This window comes from Austwickia sp. TVS 96-490-7B (genome assembly GCF_019331795.1).
Classification (GTDB): domain Bacteria; phylum Actinomycetota; class Actinomycetes; order Actinomycetales; family Dermatophilaceae; genus Austwickia.
In genome coordinates, this window is sequence record NZ_JAHPZL010000026.1 from 1 (window position 1) to 460 (window position 460).

Annotated in this window: 1 pseudogene; it reads left to right on the forward strand. The window is 30.2% G+C overall.

The annotated features are described in order from the left end of the window. Window positions 1-460: pseudogene (locus tag KEM60_RS15315) on the forward strand (replication initiation factor domain-containing protein); the annotation flags it as partial.

Consider the following 460-nt stretch of genomic DNA (forward strand, 5'->3'; position numbering starts at 1 on the left):
GCTTTGATGCTATGACAATTGTTGGAAATCTTAATAAGAACAATGCTCATAAACTTTCTGAATTTATGAGTATTGAGCCACAAATTAGACTTTGGGATATATTACAAACCAAATTTAAAGCTAAGGCTCTACAAGAAAAAGTTTATATTGAATATGACAAAGTAAAAGCAGATACATGGGATAGACGTAATATGCGTGTTGAATTTAATCCGAATAAACTTACGCATGAAGAAATGCTTTGGCTAAAACAAAACATTATCGACTACATGGAAGATGACGGTTTTACAAGATTAGACTTAGCTTTTGATTTTGAAGATGATTTAAGTGATTATTATGCGATGAGTGATAAATCAGTTAAGAAAACTATTTTTTATGGTCGTAACGGCAAGCCAGAAACAAAATATTTTGGTGTTCGTGACAGTGATAGATTTATTAGAATTTATAATAAAAAACAAGAACG